This window comes from Silicimonas lutimaris (genome assembly GCF_047314965.1).
Classification (GTDB): domain Bacteria; phylum Pseudomonadota; class Alphaproteobacteria; order Rhodobacterales; family Rhodobacteraceae; genus JAVJUV01.
Window position 1 is genome coordinate 12,974 of sequence record NZ_JBLBVK010000058.1, and the last position, 13,794, is coordinate 26,767.

Annotated in this window: 15 protein-coding genes; 14 read left to right on the forward strand and 1 reads right to left on the reverse strand. The window is 60.5% G+C overall.

The genetic code is table 11. The annotated features are described in order from the left end of the window. Positions 1–11 precede the first annotated feature (11 nt). The 14 genes from ACKLNI_RS19690 to hypE all read left to right on the forward strand — a co-directional run bounded on the left by ACKLNI_RS19690 (position 12) and on the right by hypE (position 10,177). Positions 12–188, forward strand: a complete 177-nt coding sequence (locus ACKLNI_RS19690; RefSeq protein WP_413720817.1) for a hypothetical protein — start codon at positions 12–14, stop codon at positions 186–188. 10 nt (positions 189–198) lie between these two features. Beyond that, positions 199–948, forward strand: a complete 750-nt coding sequence (gene cybH, locus ACKLNI_RS19695) for a Ni/Fe-hydrogenase, b-type cytochrome subunit (protein ID WP_413720818.1) — start codon at positions 199–201, stop codon at positions 946–948. Between the two features lie 278 nt (positions 949–1,226). Continuing rightward, entirely contained in the window at positions 1,227–1,835 is a 609-nt protein-coding gene (locus ACKLNI_RS19700) for a HyaD/HybD family hydrogenase maturation endopeptidase (protein WP_413720819.1), read from the forward strand. Between the two features lie 3 nt (positions 1,836–1,838). Continuing rightward, the gene (locus ACKLNI_RS19705) at positions 1,839–2,159 is read left to right on the forward strand and encodes a HypC/HybG/HupF family hydrogenase formation chaperone (RefSeq protein WP_413720820.1); all 321 of its coding nucleotides are present in this window, start codon (positions 1,839–1,841) and stop codon (positions 2,157–2,159) included. Between the two features lie 11 nt (positions 2,160–2,170). Next, entirely contained in the window at positions 2,171–2,551 is a 381-nt protein-coding gene (locus ACKLNI_RS19710) for a thioredoxin domain-containing protein (RefSeq protein WP_413720821.1), read from the forward strand. Positions 2,552–2,570: 19 nt separating this feature from the next. After that, the gene (locus ACKLNI_RS19715; RefSeq protein WP_413720822.1) at positions 2,571–3,398 is read left to right on the forward strand and encodes a hydrogenase expression/formation protein; all 828 of its coding nucleotides are present in this window, start codon (positions 2,571–2,573) and stop codon (positions 3,396–3,398) included. Further along, the gene (gene hybE, locus ACKLNI_RS19720; protein WP_413720823.1) at positions 3,395–4,171 is read left to right on the forward strand and encodes a [NiFe]-hydrogenase assembly chaperone HybE; all 777 of its coding nucleotides are present in this window, start codon (positions 3,395–3,397) and stop codon (positions 4,169–4,171) included. Before ACKLNI_RS19715 ends, hybE begins: the two co-directional genes overlap by 4 nt. Next, positions 4,171–5,058: a hydrogenase expression/formation protein HupK gene (locus ACKLNI_RS19725; RefSeq protein WP_413720824.1), complete on the forward strand. Its 888-nt coding sequence runs from the start codon at positions 4,171–4,173 to the stop codon at positions 5,056–5,058. Before hybE ends, ACKLNI_RS19725 begins: the two co-directional genes overlap by 1 nt. After that, a complete protein-coding gene (gene hypA, locus ACKLNI_RS19730; protein WP_413720825.1) occupies positions 5,051–5,392 on the forward strand; it encodes a hydrogenase maturation nickel metallochaperone HypA in 342 nt (113 codons plus the stop codon). The genes ACKLNI_RS19725 and hypA overlap by 8 nt, the downstream gene beginning before the upstream one ends. Then, positions 5,392–6,219: a hydrogenase nickel incorporation protein HypB gene (gene hypB / locus ACKLNI_RS19735; protein ID WP_488199644.1), complete on the forward strand. Its 828-nt coding sequence runs from the start codon at positions 5,392–5,394 to the stop codon at positions 6,217–6,219. The genes hypA and hypB overlap by 1 nt, the downstream gene beginning before the upstream one ends. Further along, positions 6,219–7,694: a sigma-54-dependent transcriptional regulator gene (locus tag ACKLNI_RS19740; RefSeq protein ID WP_413720827.1), complete on the forward strand. Its 1,476-nt coding sequence runs from the start codon at positions 6,219–6,221 to the stop codon at positions 7,692–7,694. The genes hypB and ACKLNI_RS19740 overlap by 1 nt, the downstream gene beginning before the upstream one ends. Positions 7,695–7,698: 4 nt before the next feature. Next, positions 7,699–7,992 (forward strand): HypC/HybG/HupF family hydrogenase formation chaperone, encoded by a 294-nt coding sequence (gene hypC / locus ACKLNI_RS19745; protein ID WP_413720828.1) that lies wholly within the window; start codon positions 7,699–7,701, stop codon positions 7,990–7,992. Beyond that, positions 7,989–9,137, forward strand: coding sequence for a hydrogenase formation protein HypD (gene hypD / locus ACKLNI_RS19750; protein ID WP_413720829.1), 1,149 nt, complete (start codon positions 7,989–7,991; stop codon positions 9,135–9,137). The genes hypC and hypD overlap by 4 nt, the downstream gene beginning before the upstream one ends. Continuing rightward, positions 9,134–10,177, forward strand: coding sequence for a hydrogenase expression/formation protein HypE (gene hypE, locus ACKLNI_RS19755; RefSeq protein WP_413720830.1), 1,044 nt, complete (start codon positions 9,134–9,136; stop codon positions 10,175–10,177). The genes hypD and hypE overlap by 4 nt, the downstream gene beginning before the upstream one ends. Before the next feature lie 223 nt (positions 10,178–10,400). Here hypE and ACKLNI_RS19760 read toward each other — a convergent pair whose 3' ends face one another. Then, the gene (locus ACKLNI_RS19760) at positions 10,401–13,391 is read right to left on the reverse strand and encodes a calcium-binding protein (protein WP_413720831.1); all 2,991 of its coding nucleotides are present in this window, start codon (positions 13,389–13,391) and stop codon (positions 10,401–10,403) included. Between the last annotated feature and the right edge of the window lie 403 nt (positions 13,392–13,794).

The window sequence follows — 13,794 nt, forward strand, 5'->3', positions numbered from 1 at the left end:
AGAAAAGAGAGATGAAAAGACTTGCCCTGATCACCGTTTTCGCCCCCGGCACGGCTCTTGCTCACGGGGCCCATGCGCCGGTCCCCGAGGTTGCGCATGGCTTCGCGCATGTTGGACCCCTGGCAGGTCTGGTGCTGATTGTTGCGGCGTTCGGTGCTAGGTGGGTGGTCCACCCGCGTCGGAATTGAGGGTGCCGTCATGTCGATAACCAGCGAAAGCAGAGCGCTTCCAGGCTCCGACGCGGCCCCGGAAGACCTTCGGACAGCCACGAGGCAGACTTCGGTCTATGTCTATGAGGCTCCAGTCAGGCTTTGGCACTGGATCAACGCCTTCGCGATATTCGTGCTATGCGTGACCGGCTATTTCATTGGCTCGCCCCCCCCGTCGATGCAGATTGCCGAGGCAACGCACCAGTTCGTCTTCGGATATATCCGCTTCGCGCATTTCGCCGCCGGGCTGATCCTGACGGTTGGATTTCTCGGTCGCATCTACTGGGCGATCTTCGGCAACCACCACGCGCGCCAGCTTTTCTATATTCCGGTCTGGAGCGGGCGCTGGTGGAAAGAGGTATGGTTCGAGATCAAGTGGTACCTGTTCCTCGAACGGGCGCCGAAGAAATACGTTGGCCACAATCCGCTGGCGCAGCTCGCGATGTTCTTCTTCATCACGCTCGGCGTCAGCTTCATGATCCTCACCGGCCTCGCGCTTTATTCCGAGGGTCTGGGCCATGATAGCCTGCTCTACAGGATGTTCGGCTGGGTCTTCACCCTCGTCGGCGGCAACAGCCACGTCGTGCATACCATTCACCACATCGGCATGTGGTGGATCGTAATCTTCATGATCATCCACATCTACGTGGCGATCCGCGAAGACATCATGAGTCGGCAGTCGATCGTGTCGACGATGATCTCGGGTCACCGGACGTTCAAGGACGATCGACCGGATTGATACTTTCAACAACGGATGGGAATCGGACGGGCGCTTCGGCGCCCGTTAGCTTGTGCGGTCAATGAATTTCCATTTTGGCTGAAAATCGGACATTTGATTTGCATCATGGTCGTCAAGAGAAGTGGCTGCTACCCAGGTAACGCGATAAAAATCAATCTGTTAAGCGAAACATCGACGAGGCGGTCAAAACCCATCCACTCGGGCTGAATATCGGCAAGGATCGCTTCAAGAGGGCCGGAGAATCCACTTCGGCAAGGGAACGTGGGAGGAAGGCAGCCATGACCAACGCTTTGGTTCTGGGCATCGGCAATGTGCTTTGGGCCGACGAAGGCTTCGGTGTCCGCTGTGTCGAGGCGCTCGCCGCGACCCGCGCCTTTCCTCCAGACGTGACGCTGGTGGACGGCGGCACCCAAGGCCTCTACCTTCTGCCGTTTCTAGAAGACGCCGACATCCTCGTGGTGTTCGATGCCGTCGATTATGGGCTGGAGCCCGGAACGATGAAGGTCGTCGAGGGCGACGAGGTGCCACGATTCATGGGCGCCAAGAAGATGAGCCTGCACCAGACCGGGTTTCAGGACGTGATCGCCACCGCGCAACTCATGGGCTACTGCCCCGCCGAGCTCTTGCTGGTTGGCTGCCAGCCCGAGGAGCTGGAGGACTACGGCGGCGGTCTGCGCGCTGTCGTGTCTGCCCGTATTCCCGAAGCGCTGAAGATCGCCTGCGACTGGCTGGCGAAGCGCGGCTTCGTCTCGACCGTGGGCCAGACAGAGGCACCTGACCTGGCCGACGCGTCCATTCGAAAGGACGCCTACGAGGCGGGACGCCCTTCCGAAGATGCGGCCTGCCGGATCGGCGACGCGCGCTTTCTGCCGCCGGTCGAAGGCTGAGGGATGTGCGTCGGCGTCCCACTGCGCATCGTCTCCGCCGAGGGCACCGAGGCCGTCGCCACGAACGGCGCGCGGACCGAAACGCTTGACCTTGCGCTCACCGGCCCCCTTGCCCCTGGCACCTGGGTTCTGAGCTTTCTCGGGGCTGCGCGAGAGGTTCTCACCGAAGACGAGGCGGCAAAGATCACCGCGGCACTTGCCGGGCTTGAACGCATCATGGCGGGCGAGAACCTAGGCGACGCCTTTGCAGACATCGAAGACCGGGGGCCAAGGCTCCCGCCCCACCTGGCCGCGGCGCTGGCTGCGGGACACACGGAAGCCTGAGGAGGAAGAGGATGGGACACGCATTGATCGACCGGCTGACCGGAGAGCTTGGCTGGCCCTGCCTGATCATGGAAGACGAGGTGCTGGCTTGGATCAAGCGACCCGGCGTTCAGGTACTTTTTGTGCCGGGAGACTGGCAGCGGAACCTGGAAACCGCGGACGTCGCCGTCATCCTTCCCGAATTGCAAACTGCCTTTCAGGGCCGGTTCGATTGCGCCGTCGTCGACGAGGCGATGGAGCCGGGGGTCAAGGAATCCTCGGGTGTCTACAAGACACCGTCCCTGATCTTTTACCGCGACGGCGTCTGTCTGGGCGGTATCCCCAAGGTGCGCGACTGGGACGACTACATGGCGCGCATCGCCCGCTTCCTCGACATGCCGATCGCCGCCTGACGCCATAGGGAGACCCCAGATGAGCAGTGATATCCAGCTTCCGCCCGACCTTCTCGGTCCCGGTTCGCAGCCGGCCTCCACCGATGGCTCCGTGCTCGACTACATGGCGATGCCCGGCGACATGCGTACATATGCACCGCACGTGCCGATTGTGAAGGCCGACGCCGCTCTTGAGCCGGCGCTAAAGCTTATGGCCCAGATTGCCTTTGTGGCCGGGCGTGTTGCCGAAAACGGTGGGTCCGAGAATTTCGATCTCACAGCGCTCGACACGGCCAGCCGCCGCCTGGTCGCCGAGACCATGGGCGAAGGCGAGGTTGCGATGAAGTTGCGCGGCATTCCAGCCTTGTCGGTCCAGGAAAGTGTCTTCGCGGGCATCTGGTGTGTCACCGGCCACGGCGTGGACCGGATCGAGGTAGCGCCCGTTCCGCGAGCGGCGCGTGAGCGGGCCTTTCGGCCGGTGTTAGACCGCCAGCCCGTCAAGACCGGACCCGGCGTTGTGAACGCGCCTGCGGTTCTCTCGGAGCTGGAAGACAAGAGCGCGGGGTATGCAGGTGACTTGCACGTCATCAACCTGTCTCTCCTGCCGCACACCGGGGAGGATCTCGCTTGGCTCGAAGCGCGGCTGGGGCAGGGCGCGACCGACATCCTGTCGCGCGGCTATGGCAATTGTCGGATCCGGGCCACCGCGACGCCAAACGTCTGGCGCGTCCAGTTCTTCAACTCGGTCGACACGCTGATTCTGGATACCTTCGAGGTCACCGACGTTCCCGAAGTCGCCGTTGCGGCAGCCGAGGATTTGGCCGACAGCGCTATGCGACTGTTGGACGTGCTGGAGGCGATCCGATGACCGGTTTCGAGGGCTCCTTCCTGGGCGCGGCCGACAAGATTAGTCCCAAGGCAACCATGGAATGCAAGATCTGCTGGACACCCTATGATCCCACCGAGGGCGACGACACTCGACAGGTGGAGCCGGGAACGCCCTTTACGGACCTGCCACACGACTGGTCCTGCCCGAATTGCAGCGCGCCGAAAGAGCAGTTCATGGTGCTGGAGGACCCCGGCCAGGACGAGTTGCGCGCAGAGGCCGAGATCAAGGCCGCAACCGACCGACTGGTTGCCGATTTCTCCGAGGTCTGGCATTCGACCATGAGGGGCATGCCGATCGTGAACAAAGCGCTGCGCGTCGAAGCGGTGGGGTTTCGCCGCCACGAGGGGCGGATCATCGGCGTTCTGGTCAGCCCGTGGTTCATGAACCTGATCCTCTTGCCTGACGGCGAGGCTTGGTCGGAGTTGAAAGCGGGTGAGAAGGAGGTCGTCGCCTTTCCATCGGGAGACTATGAATTCATCCACAATACCCGCGAGATGACGGGAGGCTACAAGGCCTGTTCCCTGTTCTCGCCGATGGGCGATTTCACCAGCCAGAAGGACGCGACCGACGTCGCCCGCGCGGTGATGGCGGCGATTTTTGACCCCGAGCATCGCGCGGATACCGACCGGGCCGCCGATATCCGCGCAGCTCGCGTAGTCGAACTTGCGGAAACTGAGCCCCTTATCGATCAACCTCCGACGCGGCGCACGCTGATCACGGGCGGGTTGTATGAAGGGGGCGAAACGCGCTGATGCTCGATGCGGGTCAGCATACAGCGCTTCGCGCCCAACGCGCCCCGGGCCTGCCGGTGGCTCGGCTGGTCGTCGGGCGCAGCGTCGATGACGTGGCCGCGCTGCTGCCCCGGTTGTTCAGCCTTTGCCGTGCGGCGCAGAGCGCTGCAGTCAAGGCCGCTCTTGGATGCGAGGTCTCGACCAAGGGGATCGGACAAGAGATTCTTCGTGATCACCTGCTGAAATTTCACGTGACTTGGCCAGCGCTTTTCGGGTGTCCTCCCCGCCCGTTGCCGGCCGATTGGGCGGATGGTGGCGCGGAACTGCGCAAGTCGGTTTTCGGACCGGCCGGACGTGCTCCCGCCACCGCCGCCGACTTCTTTTCGTTCCTCGACAGCGGGACAGGATATGCAACGGTCCTCAAGAAGATAGACGGGTGTTTTAAGCGCGGCGAGGCCGTGGCCGAGGGTGTATCCGCCGTCACGCCCGAGACGATCTGGGGCGAGGGCGTCGTCGACAACTCTGTCGCGGCTCGCGTCGCGGGGCATCCGGCCATGCAGGGGGTCGCTGACGCGCGGGGCCGGGGGCCGCTCTGGCGCGCGGCAGCGCGGCTTTTCGACATCGCGGCAGTGATCGACATGGACGTCCCGCCGGTGCTGTCGCCCGCGCCGGGCGAGGCCATAGTGCCGGCCGCCCGTGGCAGCTATGCTGTGCGGATCGCAAGGCAAGGCCAGATGGTCACCGAATTCGAGCGCGTAACGCCGACCGACCACCTTCTGGCCGATGGCGGTGTCCTTGACCGGGCGCTGGCAACTCTTCCAGCGCATAAGGCGGGACTCGGGGCCCTTCTTCTTGATATCCTCGATCCGTGCAGCCCAGTTCGGCTGCGGGAGGTTGGACATGCATGAGATGTCACTTTGCGAGGGAATACGGAGAGTCGTCGAACAGGCCGCGGCTGCACCGGAGATCAACCGCGTATCGAAGGTTCGCCTGGAGATAGGCCGTTTTGCCGGGGTCGAGAAGGACGCGCTGAGTTTCGCCTGGGAAATCGTGATGCGCGGCTCAAAGGCCGAAGGCGCGGAACTTATCATGATCGACTTGCCCGGTAAGGCGATGTGTTTTGACTGTATCAAGACGGTGGAAATCGAGGACCGCCTGGACCCTTGTCCGGAATGCGGCGGCGGCAAGCTGTTGCCCGAGGGCGGCGACGAGATGCGGATCAAGGATATGGAGGTTCAGTGATGTGCACGGTTTGCGGATGCGGTGATGGCAATGTCGAAGGGCATCATTCCCACGATCACCACCACCATCATGATCACGATCATCACCATCATCACCACGGTCATGACCTGCACTACGGTCAGGGCGCGGCTGGCGTGAGCGTGGCGGGAATGAGTCAGGAGCGCCTGATTGAGATCGAAACCGGCATCCTCAGCCAGAATGATGCCTATGCGGCGGTCAACCGCAAGCGGCTGGCCGAGAAAGAATGTTTCGCCGTCAACCTCGTCTCATCTCCGGGGTCAGGAAAGACGACGCTTCTCTGCGCTACGATCCGCGCGATGGAAGGCCCCGTCGCCGTGATTGAGGGCGATCAACAAACCACGAACGATGCCGATCGCATACGGGAGACCGGCGCGCCCGCCGTTCAGGTGAACACAGGCAAGGGATGCCATCTCGACGGCCACATGGTCGGCCATGCTCTCGATCACCTCTCGCCGGAAAGCGGGACCACGCTCTTCATCGAGAACGTTGGAAATCTCGTATGCCCCGCCGCATTCGACTTGGGAGAGGATGCAAAGGTCGCGATCCTCTCGGTCGCTGAGGGCGAAGACAAGCCGCTGAAGTACCCGGACATGTTCACCGCCTCGCGGCTTGCACTACTGAACAAGGTCGATCTGGCGCCGTATTGCGACGTGGATCTCGATCTTTACGAGGCCAACCTTAAGCGTGTGAACCCTCTGATCGAGATCATACGCGTCTCGGCGAAGACGGGCGAGGGGCTGGACCGCTGGATTGCATGGCTTAGGGCGGAAGCTCAGGCCAAACGCATGAAACAGGCGGCCGAGTAATGGCTACCCGCGCCCTACCCTCCATCCTCGTCGTCGACGACGAACCGCACAGCGTCGCCGCGATGCGCATGGCGCTGGAGGACGATTTCGTCGTACTTGAGGCTTCGAACGCCGAGGAAGCCTGGGCGCTTATGGAGGAGCACTGGGTGCAGGTCGTGGTCTCGGATCAGCGCATGCCGGGGAAAAGCGGTATCGAGCTGTTGACCGAGATCCGTGACCGTTGGCCCGAGACCGTCCGCATCATCGTCACCGGTTACACCGAAACCAACGACATGATCGACGCGATCAACGAGGCAGGTATTTACCAGTTCATCACAAAGCCCTGGCACCCGGAACAACTGCTGATGGCGATCCGCAATGCCGCCCGCCTGTTTGAGCTTGCTCGCGACCACGAGCGTATGACACTCGAGATGCGCTATCTCGGCAACACAGCCTCGGCCAAGTTGGAGGATCGGCGCCGCCTTCTGCAAGAGGGGCTGGGCTTCGACAAGGTACTGCGAGGCCCGAACTCATCACTGAACGCGGTCATCGCGCTGGCTCGCCAGTACGCCAGCTTCGACGTGCCCGTACTTATTACTGGCGAAGCGGGTACCGGCAAGACAGACCTCGCGCGCGCCATGCACTATGGCTCACTCCGTTCCGACCGCCCGTTCTTCGAGCTGAACTGTGCCGGGTTGACCGACGAGGTGTTGGCCGCCGAACTCTTTGGCATTCGCCGCGGAGCGGTCTCAGGTGTGCAGTCGACGAAGGTTGGCATCCTGCAAAAGGCCGATCGCGGCACCGTCTTCCTCAACGGCGTGGATACACTTTCGCCCGCAATGCAGATAGCCATGCTAAGAATTGTCCGCGAAGGCGCCTTCCAGCCCATCGGAAGCCATGAGCAAATGACCTCCGGTGCGCGTCTCATTGCTGGGGCGCACCGCGATCTTCGCGATGCCGTGGCCGATGGCAAGTTCCGGGGTGACCTTTTCTACGCGCTCTCGGTGACCGAACTGAACATGCCGCCCTTGCGCGGCCGGCCCGGCGACATCGCGCGGTTGGCCGAGCGGTTCCTTCACGACGCCGCCGAGGAACATGGAAAACCGGTTCGGGGACTCTCGGACGCGGCTCTGGAGTTTCTTGAAAACTACGACTGGCCTGGAAACCTGCCAGAGCTCCGCAACGAAGTCTTGCGCATGCTGATCATTGCTCAGGACGTCACGCTTGGGCCGGAATTGATCTCGCGCCACATCCTTCAGGCCGAACCCGGCGACGCAGGAAGCGACCGCCGCGCAATGGACCTCGGAACCGCCGATGGCACACTCAAGGACCGGGTCGAGATGATGGAGATGCGTATCCTGCGCGAAACCATGACCCGCCTGAAATGGAACAAAAGCCGTGCGGCCAGCGAACTGGGGCTCAGCCGCGTCGGGCTTCGTGCGAAACTCGACCGCTATGGCATCGAACCCAGCGCAACATTCGCAGAGGAGGACTAGGATCATGTGCCTTGGAATTCCGGGACAGATCACCGCGATCACCGATGCCGGCCGTCAAATGGCCATGGCCGATGTATCGGGCGTCCGCCGCGAGGTGTCACTGGCACCCGTCGTCGAAGGTCCGCTGGAGACGCTGGTAGGTCAATGGGTGCTGATCCACGTTGGTTTTGCGATGGCCGTGATCGACGAGGACGAGGCGCACGAGACACTGGAAGCCCTTCGCGGTCTTGGCGAGGCGCAAGAGACACTGGAACAGATGGCCGAGGGCGACAAGGCGTTCGGGGAGGCGCGTTCATGAGATACGTCCAGGAATTCCGGGACCCCAAGGCCGCAAAAGGCGTTCTTGCTGCCATCGCCCGCGTTGCCGACGAGATCGGCGCAACACGCGAGCAACCGATCCACATCATGGAAATCTGCGGTGGCCACACTCACGCGATCTTTCGCTACGGCCTGGACAAGCTGGTGCATGAGGCTATCGAGTTTATTCACGGCCCGGGTTGCCCCGTTTGCGTCCTGCCGCGCGCACGGGTCGACGAATGCATCGAGCTGGCGGAACGCCCCGAAGTCATTTTCACGACCTTCGGCGACGCGATGCGGGTACCTGGAACAAAGAGGAGCCTTCTGCAGGCCAAGGCGGACGGTGCCGATATCCGCATAGTCTATTCACCGCTCGACGCATTGGAACTGGCGCGCCGCAACCCGGAACGCGAAGTGGTGTTCTTTGGCCTCGGGTTCGAGACGACGACGCCCTCTACCGCGCTATCCATCCAACAAGCAGCGCGCGAGGAGCTGACGAATTTCAGCGTGTTCTGCAACCATATCACAGTCCCGCCTCCGATCCGTGCCCTTCTGAACGACCCGCACATGGTACTCGATGGGTTTGTCGGACCCGGACATGTTTCGATGGTGATTGGCACGCATCCCTACGATTTCATTGCCGAAGACTATGGGAAGCCTCTGGTTGTCTCAGGCTTCGAACCGTTGGATCTTCTGCAATCCGTCCTGATGGTATTGATCCAGATTAGGGACGGGCGCTCTGAAATCGAGAACCAATACGCCCGCGTCGTGCCCGAACACGGCAATCCTGTAAGTCTGGCCGCCATAGCAGACGTTTACGAGCCGCGCCCCACATTCGAGTGGCGGGGTCTGGGCGAGATCGATGAGAGCGGACTTCGCGTCCGCGACGCATATGCCACGTTTGACGCTGAAGCCAAATTCGGCATCGGCTACGGAGCTTCCAGTGGCCGGGTGCGTGTCGAAGAGCCAGAGGGCGCGGCCTGCGGTGCGGTAATGACTGGCCGCTGCAAACCGACTGACTGCCCCCAATTCGGCAAGGGCTGCACGCCAGAGATGCCGCTCGGCGCGCTTATGGTTTCTTCCGAAGGTGCCTGCGCCGCCTACTACCAGTACGGCGGAGCACGTGCGATGGAAGCGGTTGAATGAACAAGAACACCCGTGTTTCCCGCCTTCGCGATAACCGCGTCACCCTCGCACATGGCGGTGGCGGGAAGGCAATGCGCGACCTGATCGAAGAGGTATTCACCACCGTCTTTCAACCTCCCGGAATGGAGGATCAGGCGCGAGTGATGAGCGATGCTCTCCAGGAATCCGGCGCGCGGCTTGCCTTCACTACCGACAGCTTCGTTGTGACGCCTGTTGAGTTCCCCGGCGGCGATATCGGGAAGATTGCGGTCTGCGGAACGGTAAATGACCTTGCCGTGGGCGGCGCGAAGCCACTTTGGCTCTCGGCATCCTTCATTATCGAGGAGGGAACGGAAATCGCGCTCCTGCGCCGGATCGTCGCCAGCATGGCGCTCGAAGCCGAGAAGGCGGGCGTTCGCATTGTTACCGGTGATACCAAAGTCGTTGGGCGCGGTTCGGCTGACAAGATTTTCGTGACCACTTCCGGGATTGGCGTCATCCCGCCCGACCTCGACCTTAACGCCAAGGCGATCCAGCCGGGCGACGTCGCCATTGTAAACGGGGTTCTGGGTGACCATGGTGCAGCGATCCTCGCCGCAAGGGGTGATCTTGCTCTTTCAACGGACATCGAAAGCGATTGCCAGTCACTGTCTGAGTTGATGGAGGCCGTAGTTGCCGCTGCTCCCGATGTGCGCGCCGCAAGGGATGCGACGAGGGGCGGACTTGCGTCGGCGTTGAACGAGATGGCGGAAGCCTCAGGCGTTACAGTGGAAATCGATGAGGACCGTTTGCCCCTGAGAGCGGAGGTGAAGGGTATGTGTGAAATCCTGGGCCTCGACCCTCTCTATCTCGCGAACGAAGGCACCCTGGTTGTGTTCGTTCCCGAAGCCCAGGCCGATGCGACACTTGAAGCTATGAGGGCCACCACCGCCGGCAGGAATGCTGTGGCGATTGGCAGGGCGTTGAGCAAAGGCACCATGCCGGTTGTCATGAAAACGAGTTTTGGCGGAACCCGGATCGTCGACATGCTGGTTGGAGAGCAGCTTCCTCGGATTTGCTGAAGCAGATTCACCATGAAAAAGGGGGAACGCGAACAGTTCCGAAGGAGCCGGGGTTCGAACGCACTTTCGTCAGTTTTACGCGTGTCGCCGGCACTATCGTCGCTTTGATCAGATCAATCAGCGGCTGTTTCTGGCTGGCGCCGAAATGGACACTTGCCAGCGGCGAGGGAGTGCCTGAACTGCTAGTGCCGTCCCGACCCGGAGAGTTGCTTCTCCTGGCGTCTCAAACAATCCAAAGATCAATAGAGTCCAGATCGATTCCCGACACTCCGCTCAGCAAAATCGAGTCATCGAGCCCGTAGTCCAGGCGCAAGCTGCCTCCAACGTCCCTCCAGCTCCAATCGCTCGTGTCGACGCCCGACAGATGGAGCTTGTCCTCCGAGACATCGAACCCTTTGATCAGGTCCGCGCCGTCGCCTGTCTGGAAAACGAAAATGTCCGCACCAGCGTCTCCACACAGGAAATCGTCTCCGGCTCCTCCGATGAGCACATCGTTTCCGTCGCCGCCGGCCAATGTGTCTTGGCCATCATCACCGCGCATTTGGTCGTTGCCCGCGCCTCCGAACAGCTTGTCCGACCCGCTGCCGCCGACGAGTTCGTCGTCACCCGCCGCACCATCGATATGGTCGTCGCCTCCAGCCCCGGACAATCTGTTGTTCCCGGCATTTCCCGTCAGCCGATTTGCAGCCGAGTTTCCGGTGCCGGCAAAATCGCCGGTATCGAGAAACATCAAATCCTCGACATTCTCTGAGAGTTCAAAATCCGCAGATGCATGAACCACATCGTGGCCCTCTCCGGTATATTCGATTATCGTATCCAAAGAGTCTGTGATCTTGTATGTATCATCGCCCTGACCTCCGTAGGCGATGTCGGCCCCGTCACCGCCGGACAGCAGATCACGACCAGCGCCGCCATACATGACGTCATCGCCTTCTCCGGGACAGAGCGTGTCGTCGCCATCATCGCCGTAGGTGATGTCATCCCCCTGGCCACCGTGCAACTTGTCATTCCCTGCGCCACCGCTAAGCGTGTCTGCACCGTCGTCGCCGTGCAGTTGGTCATTGCCAATTCCGCCGTTAAGGACGTCGTCGCCGTCGCCTCCGATCAGGTTGTCGTTACCAGCTTCGCCACTAAGCCAGTTGGCCCTTTCGTTTCCTACAATAATATTGCCAAGAGCATTGCCTGTTCCCACAGTCGCGCTTGAGCCCTTGTCCAGCCAAAGGTTCTCGAGGCCGTCACCAAGCGTGAAGTCGATCTTTGACTTGACTGTATCAGTGCCGCCGCCACCTGTTTCCGAAACGATATCGCCTGCATTATCTACGAAGTACGTGTCGTTTCCGATGCCTCCATACATCCGGTCCGCACCGCTTCCTCCATCCAGAACGTCATTGTCGGCTTCTCCGTAAATCAGGTCATCGCCGGCCTCTCCCCGGATAAAACCTGCCCCAGCCCCTCCGAAAACTTCGTCGTTACCCAGGCCTGCGAAAATCTTGTCATTACCGCCATAGCCAAGAATGATGTCATTAAAGCCATCGGGTCCGTCGATATGCGTCCCGTCCGCGTCCGCAAAACCGACCATCTGGTCGTTGCCAGCCGTGCCCTGAACAGGTGAAGTTTTGATGGTCAGAGTGGCGGTGTCGGTCACGCCACTCGTATTCTGGATGGTGTAAGTGAGTTCTGCTGTTACATCGCTCGGAGCACTGGCGGGCAAGATCGCAACAAGGCCGCCGCCAAGGTACCTGACCGTTTCTCCGTTCGACAGCGTAAGCTCGGTACCGGGCACGACTTCCAGACCGTTCAGGTGGGTCACCGTCAGGCTGTCGCCGTCATTCACCTTGTCATTTTCCAGGAGATTGATTGTGAATTCATCTCCCTTAGCCGCGAGTTCGACGAAGTCGTCTTCGGCAATGGCTACCGAAAGTTCCGGCATCCGCAGCAAAACGGCCGATGAATCGTCGATGCCAAGGAATGGATCCACGCCGCGGGTGTCCATCGCTCCATCGTTGCTCGAGACTTTCGGAGCATCCGCCAGCAACTCCATGTAGAGAGCCCCGTCCGTGCCGGTCGTGATCTTGTAGAACCCGCCGGAATTCGGAGTGGAGGAATCAAGGTCATGGTTGGTGTTATTCGCCCCAACATAGACGTTGCCGTCGCCATCCACGATCGTTGCTCCGAAGGCCCCGGAAGGTATGCCTGTCTTGACCACACCATCTACAATCGTCCCGGCGATAGTTTGAGTCGTTACGACCGCTTCTCCACCAAGGTGGACGGCCGAAACGTCAATCGACACCAAGAACCCGGGCAGTCCGGTCGCACCGCTATGCGCAACGCCATAGAAGGTTTGTGTTTCGGCATGATAGGCAAGATCGGCAAGACCATTTGTCGGAATGCCAAGAGAAGGCAGGGAAACTGTCTGCGAAACCAGCGTTCCGTCTGGATTGGTTTCTGACAAATCGTAGACGACTGCAGTGGTCAGACTGCCGGTGAAAATCCACAAATTTCCCTTGTCGTCCATGTCGCCGATGTAGGAGCCCATGACACCTGACGACACGACATAGGTTGCTCCTGTTGCATCCATGGCGATGATGTCGTTGTTCGAAATGGTATTTCCCACGGCATCAACGCCGTCCGACCGCGCTATCCCATAGATAAGGTCATCTTCTACGGAGTATCCGATCGCGTTTACGTTCACGGCGGCGGGCGTCTCGGTTTCAGTGTAGCTGCTTGTCTCCAAATCGAACATTACAAGCTGCCCGTTCAGAACCTGATAGATGTAGTTCTGCCCCGGAGCGAACGCGTCGACTGCGACCTGGTTGCCGAGAAAGGTCATGGTTTTGGAATAGGAAGGGATAACTCCAGACGTGTCGATCAGACTGTCGGACGTCAGGGTGATGCTGGTTACGCGGAATTCCAGGTCCGACAGATCGCCGGTGCCCGTAAGACCAAATGTGTAGGTCTCGAAAACGGCACCCTCGTGGGTAAAGCTTCCGATGCTTTCGCCATCGAAAAAAACCTCGACGGTCACGCTTTCGACGTCGGCAGACAGGTTGGCTGCCAGATTGAACTCAAGTTCATAAGAAACGCCCAGAACGGTTTCCACGGACGTAGACAGAACAGGGTTGCCGTCTTCGTCGAAATCGCCGGCCCAATAGTCCGATACGGCATACTGATCGAAGGTGAGCTTCTGGTCGACATCCTGAAGAAGGTTATCCATTCTGACGTTTACTTTCCTGATTTCACACGGAATTAGCGGTGAGGCGTGGAAAAGCGTTCTCTCTGGTTGCTCGTCACGCCGGGTCCAGCTTTTTGCCCTGCACTTGATTTCTGGCTCGTTCGAAAATCGCCGGGCGCGTCCGGATTTGGACCCGACCGATCGGGAGCGTCATAGTTCATTCACGGTTCCGATTCATTGGCTCGGAAGGACTGTCTCGCCGTCTTTCGTAGCGCCCGGCTATCCTTTCGGATGTACCGGGATAAAGTGGCGAACTAGGTACAGAAGGTGAGGGCGCTGAAAGGACGGTTCGAGCCACGACCGGCGCGAAATGCACACTCGTGGCCAATCGCCGGTTCTTCAAAAGCCGGGTCCATACACGGACCCCAAGGAAGGGCTGTTTCTT

Excerpts from the sequence above, each read along its gene's own strand:
- ACKLNI_RS19690 (WP_413720817.1), top strand. The coding sequence starts at position 12 with ATGAAAAGACTTGCCCTGATCACCGTTTTCGCCCCCGGCACGGCTCTT.
- cybH (WP_413720818.1), top strand. The coding sequence starts at position 199 with ATGTCGATAACCAGCGAAAGCAGAGCGCTTCCAGGCTCCGACGCGGCC.
- ACKLNI_RS19700 (WP_413720819.1), top strand. The coding sequence starts at position 1,227 with ATGACCAACGCTTTGGTTCTGGGCATCGGCAATGTGCTTTGGGCCGAC.
- ACKLNI_RS19705 (WP_413720820.1), top strand. The coding sequence starts at position 1,839 with ATGTGCGTCGGCGTCCCACTGCGCATCGTCTCCGCCGAGGGCACCGAG.
- ACKLNI_RS19710 (WP_413720821.1), top strand. The coding sequence starts at position 2,171 with ATGGGACACGCATTGATCGACCGGCTGACCGGAGAGCTTGGCTGGCCC.
- ACKLNI_RS19715 (WP_413720822.1), top strand. The coding sequence starts at position 2,571 with ATGAGCAGTGATATCCAGCTTCCGCCCGACCTTCTCGGTCCCGGTTCG.
- hybE (WP_413720823.1), top strand. The coding sequence starts at position 3,395 with ATGACCGGTTTCGAGGGCTCCTTCCTGGGCGCGGCCGACAAGATTAGT.
- ACKLNI_RS19725 (WP_413720824.1), top strand. The coding sequence starts at position 4,171 with ATGCTCGATGCGGGTCAGCATACAGCGCTTCGCGCCCAACGCGCCCCG.
- hypA (WP_413720825.1), top strand. The coding sequence starts at position 5,051 with ATGCATGAGATGTCACTTTGCGAGGGAATACGGAGAGTCGTCGAACAG.
- hypB (WP_488199644.1), top strand. The coding sequence starts at position 5,392 with ATGTGCACGGTTTGCGGATGCGGTGATGGCAATGTCGAAGGGCATCAT.
- ACKLNI_RS19740 (WP_413720827.1), top strand. The coding sequence starts at position 6,219 with ATGGCTACCCGCGCCCTACCCTCCATCCTCGTCGTCGACGACGAACCG.
- hypC (WP_413720828.1), top strand. The coding sequence starts at position 7,699 with ATGTGCCTTGGAATTCCGGGACAGATCACCGCGATCACCGATGCCGGC.
- hypD (WP_413720829.1), top strand. The coding sequence starts at position 7,989 with ATGAGATACGTCCAGGAATTCCGGGACCCCAAGGCCGCAAAAGGCGTT.
- hypE (WP_413720830.1), top strand. The coding sequence starts at position 9,134 with ATGAACAAGAACACCCGTGTTTCCCGCCTTCGCGATAACCGCGTCACC.
- ACKLNI_RS19760 (WP_413720831.1), bottom strand. The coding sequence starts at position 13,391 with ATGGATAACCTTCTTCAGGATGTCGACCAGAAGCTCACCTTCGATCAG.